8 protein-coding genes and 1 pseudogene are annotated in these 6,555 nt (G+C 68.9%); 6 read left to right on the top strand and 3 right to left on the bottom strand.

Annotated elements, in window-relative coordinates:
* The 5 genes and pseudogenes from G3N93_RS31385 to G3N93_RS31365 form a co-directional block, all read left to right on the top strand.
* A pseudogene (locus G3N93_RS31385) lies at positions 1-139 on the top strand (3-hydroxybenzoate 6-monooxygenase); the annotation flags it as partial.
* An 80-nt stretch (positions 140-219) separates the two neighbouring features.
* Complete coding sequence (locus G3N93_RS31380) at positions 220-1,581, top strand: aromatic acid/H+ symport family MFS transporter (protein ID WP_206134700.1); 1,362 nt, start codon at positions 220-222, stop codon at positions 1,579-1,581.
* Between the two features lie 96 nt (positions 1,582-1,677).
* Complete coding sequence (locus tag G3N93_RS31375) at positions 1,678-2,028, top strand: helix-turn-helix transcriptional regulator (RefSeq protein WP_174935744.1); 351 nt, start codon at positions 1,678-1,680, stop codon at positions 2,026-2,028.
* A complete protein-coding gene (locus tag G3N93_RS31370; protein WP_206134699.1) occupies positions 2,018-2,452 on the top strand; it encodes a YeeE/YedE family protein in 435 nt (144 codons plus the stop codon). The genes G3N93_RS31375 and G3N93_RS31370 overlap by 11 nt, the downstream gene beginning before the upstream one ends.
* Position 2,453: 1 nt before the next feature.
* Positions 2,454-2,876, top strand: a complete 423-nt coding sequence (locus G3N93_RS31365; RefSeq protein WP_174944998.1) for a DUF6691 family protein — start codon at positions 2,454-2,456, stop codon at positions 2,874-2,876.
* Positions 2,877-3,030: 154 nt separating this feature from the next.
* On the opposite strand, the gene G3N93_RS31360 is transcribed toward G3N93_RS31365, so the two are convergent.
* Positions 3,031-3,381: a hypothetical protein gene (locus G3N93_RS31360; RefSeq protein WP_206134698.1), complete on the bottom strand. Its 351-nt coding sequence runs from the start codon at positions 3,379-3,381 to the stop codon at positions 3,031-3,033.
* A 203-nt stretch (positions 3,382-3,584) separates the two neighbouring features.
* On the opposite strand from G3N93_RS31360, the gene G3N93_RS31355 reads away from it, so the two are divergent.
* Entirely contained in the window at positions 3,585-5,069 is a 1,485-nt protein-coding gene (locus G3N93_RS31355) for a PLP-dependent aminotransferase family protein (RefSeq protein WP_206134697.1), read from the top strand.
* An 81-nt stretch (positions 5,070-5,150) separates the two neighbouring features.
* Here G3N93_RS31355 and G3N93_RS31350 read toward each other — a convergent pair whose 3' ends face one another.
* The gene (locus G3N93_RS31350; protein ID WP_011355479.1) at positions 5,151-5,426 is read right to left on the bottom strand and encodes a hypothetical protein; all 276 of its coding nucleotides are present in this window, start codon (positions 5,424-5,426) and stop codon (positions 5,151-5,153) included.
* Positions 5,427-5,523: 97 nt separating this feature from the next.
* The coding region (locus G3N93_RS31345) for a cytochrome-c peroxidase (protein WP_206134696.1) at positions 5,524-6,555 on the bottom strand (1,032 nt) is incomplete at its 5' end.

Here is a 6,555-nt window from a genome sequence, read left to right as displayed (position 1 = left end):
GCGGATCTATCACGCGAAGGGCGTCGAGCGGCAGGTGCGCAACGGGCTCTGGGTCGGCCGCACGCAGGCGCAGTTCTACGACGCGCTCGACTGGCTGCACGGCTGGCGCGCGGAGGATTGCCTGAAGTCCGTCGCGTAACGCGGCGCGGTTGGCCCGATTCCGGCGGCGCGCATTTCAACGACACGACGCGCGACCGCCTTCCTGGAGGAGACACCATCATGGCCGATACGCTGTCCATCGACGTCAGCGAATGGATCGACCGTCATCGCGTTGCGCCGTTTCAGGCCGCGATCGTCGCACTGTGCTTTCTGATCGTCGCGATCGACGGTTTCGATACCGCATCGATCGGTTTCATCGCCCCCGTCATCCGCGCGGAATGGGGCCTGTCGCCCGCGCAGCTCGCTCCGGTGTTCGGCGCGGGGCTCGCCGGGTTAATGGCCGGCGCGCTCGTGTTCGGGCCGTTCGGCGACCGGTTCGGCCGCAAGCGCCTGCTGCTCGCCTGCGTGGCGTGCTTCGGCATCGCGAGCGCCGCGTCGGCGAGCGCCGGCGGCCTGACCGAGCTGATCGCGTGGCGCTTCGTGACCGGGCTCGGGCTCGGCGGTGCGATGCCCAATGCGATCACGCTGACGTCCGAATACTGCCCGGCGCGGCGCCGTTCGCTGCTGGTGACGACGATGTTCTGCGGCTTCACGATCGGCTCCGCGCTCGGCGGGCTCGCGGCTGCGTCGCTGATCGAACACCACGGCTGGCGCTCGGTGCTCGTCGTCGGCGGTGCGGCGCCGCTGCTTCTGTTGCCGGTACTTGCGTGGCGGTTGCCGGAATCGGTGCGCTATCTCGTCAACACCGGCGCGGCGCGCGAGCGGATCGCGGCGATGCTCGGGCGCATCGCGCCGGATCCGCATCTTCTGAACGCGTCGTTCATCGCGCCCGCCGGCAAGCCGGCCGGGTCGCCGCTCGGCCGCCTGTTCAGCGCCGACCTGCTGCGCGGCACGCTGCTGCTGTGGCTCACGTTCTTCATGAGCCTGCTCGTGATCTACCTGCTGTCGAGCTGGCTGCCGACGCTGCTGCGCACGACCGGCGCGACGCTGCAGACGGCTGCGCGCGTGACCGCGATGTTTCAGGTCGGCGGCACGCTCGGCGCGATCGTCCTCGGCGGGTTGATGGACCGTTTCGACCCGCATCGCGTGCTGGCCTGCAGCTATGCGGCGGCCGGTGTGTTCGTCGCCGCGATCGGCGTGTTTGCCGCATCGCCGTGGGGCGCCGCGCTCGCCGTGTTCGCGGCCGGCTTCTGCGTGTCGGGGTCTCAGGTTGGCGCGAACGCACTGTCGGCCGCGTTCTATCCGACCGAGTGCCGCACCACCGGCGTGAGCTGGGCGAACGGGATCGGCCGTGGCGGCTCGGTCGTCGGATCGATGGCGGGCGGCGCGATGCTGGCGATGGGCGTGCCGTTGTCGACTGCGTTTGCCGTCGTCGCGGCGCCATGCGTGATCGCGGGGATCGCGGTGCTGGCGCTCGGCGTGGTGCGTGCCGATGCGGCGCGCATGTCTGCCGCGAAGGCGATTGCGGGCGAGCGGGCCTGAGCGAAGGAGGGCGCAAGGCCGCTCATCGGTCAGTGGCGGGAATCATCATTATATAAATTAATATAATATTGATTCTTTAATTGTCTCCTCGCGCCGATGAACGACGATCTTTCCACCGGGTTGCCGGACCCCGACCAGATGCGCGCGGCCGCCGAATCGGCCTGCGCGCTGCTCAAGGTGCTGTCGAATCCCGACCGGCTGCTGCTGCTCTGCGAACTGTCCCAGGGCGAGCGTTGCGTGAGCGATCTCGAGACGGCGCTGGATATCCGCCAGCCGACCCTGTCGCAGCAGCTCGGCGTGTTGCGTGACAACGCGCTGGTTCGCACGCGTCGGGACGGCAAGAACATCCACTATTCGCTCGACAGCCCGGCGGCAATCGCGGTGATGGGCGTGCTGGTCGAACAGTTCTGCGGCCCGGCCGCGAAGGGGCGGCGCGATGCAGCTTGATGCGCTTCATTTCACGCCGTGGCTGTCGCTGGCCGGGGGCGTGCTGATCGGGCTCGCGGCCGCGTGGCTCGTCGCGTTCAACGGCCGGATTGCCGGCATCAGCGGCATCGTCGGCGGTCTGCTCACGGCACGCGCCGGCGAGCGCGACTGGCGCGCCGCGTTCGTCGCCGGGCTGATCGTCGCACCGCTCGTGATGTACGTCGCCGGGAACCGCCTGACGCCGCAGGTCGACGCAGGCTGGGTCGACCTGGTGGCGGCCGGGCTGCTGGTCGGCGTCGGCACGCGGTACGCGGGCGGCTGCACGAGCGGCCATGGCGTGTGCGGGATGTCGCGCGGTGCGCCGCGCTCGGTGGTCGCGACGGTGGTCTTCATGGTCGCAGGCTTCGCGACAGTCTTCGTGCGACAGCACGTGCGGGGAGGCTGACATGCAGGCAGGATTCGCGTTTCTGGCGGGGCTGCTGTTCGGCGTCGGCCTCATCGTGTCGGGCATGGCCAATCCGCAAAAGGTGCTCGGCTTTCTCGACGTGGCGGGCCGCTGGGATCCGTCGCTCGCGTTCGTGATGGCCGGCGCGACGGGCGTGGCCGTGTTCGCGTTTGCCTGGGCGAAGCGCCGGACCCGGACGTGGCTCGGCTTGCCGATGCAGTTGCCGGCGGTGCGGGCGATCACCGTGCGCCTGGTTGCCGGAAGTGCCGTGTTCGGCATCGGCTGGGGGATCGCCGGGTTCTGCCCGGGGCCCGCGATCGTGTCGATCGGCTTCGGATCGGCGAAGGGAATCGTGTTCGTCGTCGCGATGCTGGCAGGGATGGTGGTGTTCGAGTGGATCGAACGGCGCAGGAGCGTGCGGTGATGTCGTGACCGCCGCGTGGCAGGCAGGCTCCGGCGGTTGGACCGGTCACGATTGGTCGATCTGCACGAGTGCGACCGAACCGGATCGCTCCAGACCTCCGCCGGATGTCGTGGTGTCGGCTTGATGCTCCGTGGTGACGCGGCAAGTCTCCAATTCAGGAGTGTTCGCGCACGTGATGGCCACCGCGTATCCGTTCGGACAGCCGGCGCAGGATCGCGAGCCACACCGCGAACACGCCGGGCCGTTCATTCGGCTCCACGACCGCCGTACTGACCGCACCCGTGCCGCCGGCCGACAGCGCCACATGACCGGCTGTCTCGAGCGTCAGGCATTCGCCTTCGTCGAGCAGGCGGCGAATGTGCTGCGGCGCGTCGGGCAGCCAGTCCAGCCCGCCGTGACGCAGCGTGACCGCAAGCGCGCCATCCAGCACGATCACCTGGCTTCCCTTGTCGAACCACGCAAAGTGGCTTTGCCCGGCGTCGAGCCGGATCTGATGCGTCCGCATGGCGATTTCCTTTCCCGGTTGCGCGGCCTTGCGACGGCGAGGCGACAGCGTGCAATCAGGTTAGGGAAACGGGCACCGGCACGACAGATTCAGGCGCCGGGAATCTGTTGCGGTTCAGACGACGATTTTGTGTCGCTGTATCGGTGGGTTTCCCCGGAATCTGTATCTGGCGTGCGATTGGCCGCGCGGGCACGATCGGCTGCATGACGCCTTTCACCGATTCATCCCGCCCGCCCTTGCCGATGGACGGCGAACCGCTTTACGAACGGCTCGCCGAGCATTACCGCCGCATCATCGCGGCCGGAACGCTGTCGCCCGGCGACCGGATGCCGTCGGTGCGCGCATTCATGGCACAGCACGGCGTGAGCCTGTCGACCGCGATCCAGGCATTCCGGCGGCTCGAGGATACGGGCTGGTGCCAGGCGAAGCCGCGCTCCGGCTACTTCGTGCGGCGCCGCGCGGCGGTCGCGCTCGAATTGCTGCCGGAAAGCGACGGGCCGCCGCTGAGCGTCGAGCCGCCGTTCGCGGGCCTGCACGAACGCGTGTCGCGCGTGATCGACCGTGCAAATGCGGCGCCCGATGCGCTGAATCTCGGCGGGGCGTCCGCGCTGGCCACGCTGTACCCGGCCGAGCGCCTGCAGGCGCTCGCGATCCGCCTGTTGCGGCGCAAACCCACGTTGCTGACCGATGCGGGGCCTGTTGGCGGTTCGCCCGAATTCCGGCAGACGATGGCCAAGCGTGCGCTGTCGTATGGCGTGACGGTGACGCCGGACGACGTGATGTCGACGAGTGGCGGCGTCGATGCCGTGAATCTCGCATTGCGCGCGGTGGCGCGCCCCGGCGACACGATCGCGATCGAATCGCCGGCCTTCTTCGGCTTGATCCAGTTGCTCGAAAGCCTCGGCTTGCGCGCGCTCGAAATCCCGGCCAGCCCGACAACCGGCCTGTCGATCGAGGCGCTCGAAGTGGCGCTGACCGCGTACCCGGACATTCGGGCCGTGGTGGTCGTGCCGAACCTGCAGAACCCGCTCGGCTGCGTGATGCCCGACGAGCGTAAGGCCGCGCTCGTCTCGCTCTGTTCGCGCCATGGCGTGGCCGTGATCGAGGACGAGCCTTATCGCGAACTCGTCGAGGCGCCGCAGCCGGTCAAGCCGGTGAAGGCATGGGATCGCGACGGCACGGTGATCTACTGCCCGTCGTTCAACAAGGTGCTGGCCCCCGGGATGCGGCTCGGCTGGATCAGCGCGGGGCGCTGGCACGCGCGCGTGAAGATGCTGAAGTTCGCGCACAGCCGGCATAACGCAGCGTTGCTGCAGGCCGTTGCGGCCGAATTCGTCGGCTCGGGCGCGTTCGATCGCCATCTGCACCGGTTCCGCGAACAGTTGCGCGTGCAGCGCGACGTGACGATCGATGCGATTGCACGGCATTTCCCGGCCGGAACCCGGATGAACCAGCCGCCGGGCGGGATGCTGCTGTGGATTGCGCTGCCGGACGGCGTGCGCTCGGAGCCGCTGTTCGACGCCGCGCTCGCGCACGGCGTCAGGATCGCGCCCGGTTCGATCTTCTCGAATTCCGACCGCTTCGACGGCTATATCCGGCTCGCTTGCACGCGCGTGTTCGATGCGGCGCACGAAGCGGCGTTCGAAACGCTGGGCCGCCTCGTACGGGAAGCCATGGCGGCCACCTAAGCGCGGTGGCGACCGGCGAGGCTTGCGAATACGCGAGCCCCGCGGCTTTCCGGGCCACCGACGCGGCAAGCCGCCGCCATTTCATCGGCTGGCCGAATGCGTGGCGAGGTGCTGGCGGATCAGCGACAGGTAACGATCACCGACCGAGAAATCGCGTGCGGCGCGCGGCCGTTCGGCCTGGCGCAGGGTGGCCGGCGCGCTCATGCCCAGATACCGGCATACGGCGGACGGGAAGGGCTTGCGCGTATGCCCGAGCTGGCGAGCCGCGCGCTCGACGCGGGCATCGCCGACCTGGGCGCGGAGCCACGCCAGCACTTGGCGATCGGCTTCGTTGACGATACGGACCAGATGTTCCATCTCGCACCTCACTGTTCATAAATACAGTACTGTAAATATAACCAGTGTTTGCGGCGGCCGCAAGCGGGTGCGCGTATGGCTGGCCATTCGGCCGGGGTCAGCGAGCCGGCAAGGCGGTTCGCGTGATCCGGCCAGCAGGGCCAGCAGGGGCAGCGGGCGCCACGGGGGCCGCAACCTGCGTATACCGCGCGTCCGTCAGCGTGCCGAGGAACGCGACGATATCGTCGATTTCCGCGTCGGTCAGCGCGGGCGGCGTGCCGGGCCGGCGGTTCATCGGCGTCGAGTTGACGTTGATGTTGCCGCGATAGGCGGCCGGCACGTCGTCGAACGTTCTGGCCCCGTGATACCAGAAGCCCGGATCGGTCGAGCGCGTGTTGTAGAACGCGACCGCGTCGCGCAGCGTCGTGAACACGCCGTTGTGCATGAACGTCTGCTTGACCGCGACGTTGCGCAGCCCCGGCGTGCGCAGGTAGCCGCACCATTGCGTCGGCTCGGGCCAGCGCAGCCGCCGTGCGGTGTCGCACAGCCCGTTGTCGAAATGGTGCGGATCGCGGTTCGCCGGCAGCGCGCGGTTGCGCGGCACCGCGATCGCGTCGTAGCCGAAATCGGTGAAGAGCGAACGCTCCGGGCGGCTCGACGTCTCCGACAGCGTATGGCAGCTCATGCAGTTGCCCTTGTCCGGATTGCGGAACAGCGCGAGGCCGCGCATCTCGGCCGGCGCGAGCGGCTTGCGCGTGCGCAGGAACGCGTCGAAGCGCGACGTGAACGGCGCCATCTCGTCGCTCTGCAGATAGGCCTCCACGGCCAGGCCCATCGCCCGCACCAGTTGCTCGGGATCGCGCCGCACCGGCGCGCCGAAGCGCGCGGCGAGATCGGGCGCGAGTTCGGTCGCGTCGACCTTGCGCAGCAGCGCGGCCGGCGACCGGTTGTTCATTTCGTTCGGATCGAACAGCGGCCCGCGGATCTGCTCGGCGAGCGTATCCGCGCGGCCGTCGCTGAACAGGCCGCCGAACGGTGACGGTGCGGGCGCGTCGTCATCCTGGTAGAAGTGGCGGCGCGGCACGTAGCGCACATAGAGCAGCGACGGGGCGTTGCGCTGGCTGAAGCGTCCGGGTCGGCTGCCTTCCGA

The organism is Burkholderia sp. Se-20378 (genome assembly GCF_017104665.1).
Taxonomy (GTDB): Bacteria; Pseudomonadota; Gammaproteobacteria; order Burkholderiales; family Burkholderiaceae; genus Burkholderia; species Burkholderia lata.
The sequence above is the reverse complement of the archived record's forward strand: the minus strand, read 5'-3'. Positions and strand labels throughout refer to the sequence as shown.

Bases quoted from the DNA above. Each gene is read 5' to 3' on its own strand.
- G3N93_RS31380 (WP_206134700.1), top strand. From the start codon at position 220: ATGGCCGATACGCTGTCCATCGACGTCAGCGAATGGATCGACCGTCAT.
- G3N93_RS31375 (WP_174935744.1), top strand. From the start codon at position 1,678: ATGAACGACGATCTTTCCACCGGGTTGCCGGACCCCGACCAGATGCGC.
- G3N93_RS31370 (WP_206134699.1), top strand. From the start codon at position 2,018: ATGCAGCTTGATGCGCTTCATTTCACGCCGTGGCTGTCGCTGGCCGGG.
- G3N93_RS31365 (WP_174944998.1), top strand. From the start codon at position 2,454: ATGCAGGCAGGATTCGCGTTTCTGGCGGGGCTGCTGTTCGGCGTCGGC.
- G3N93_RS31360 (WP_206134698.1), bottom strand. From the start codon at position 3,381: ATGCGGACGCATCAGATCCGGCTCGACGCCGGGCAAAGCCACTTTGCG.
- G3N93_RS31355 (WP_206134697.1), top strand. From the start codon at position 3,585: ATGACGCCTTTCACCGATTCATCCCGCCCGCCCTTGCCGATGGACGGC.
- G3N93_RS31350 (WP_011355479.1), bottom strand. From the start codon at position 5,426: ATGGAACATCTGGTCCGTATCGTCAACGAAGCCGATCGCCAAGTGCTG.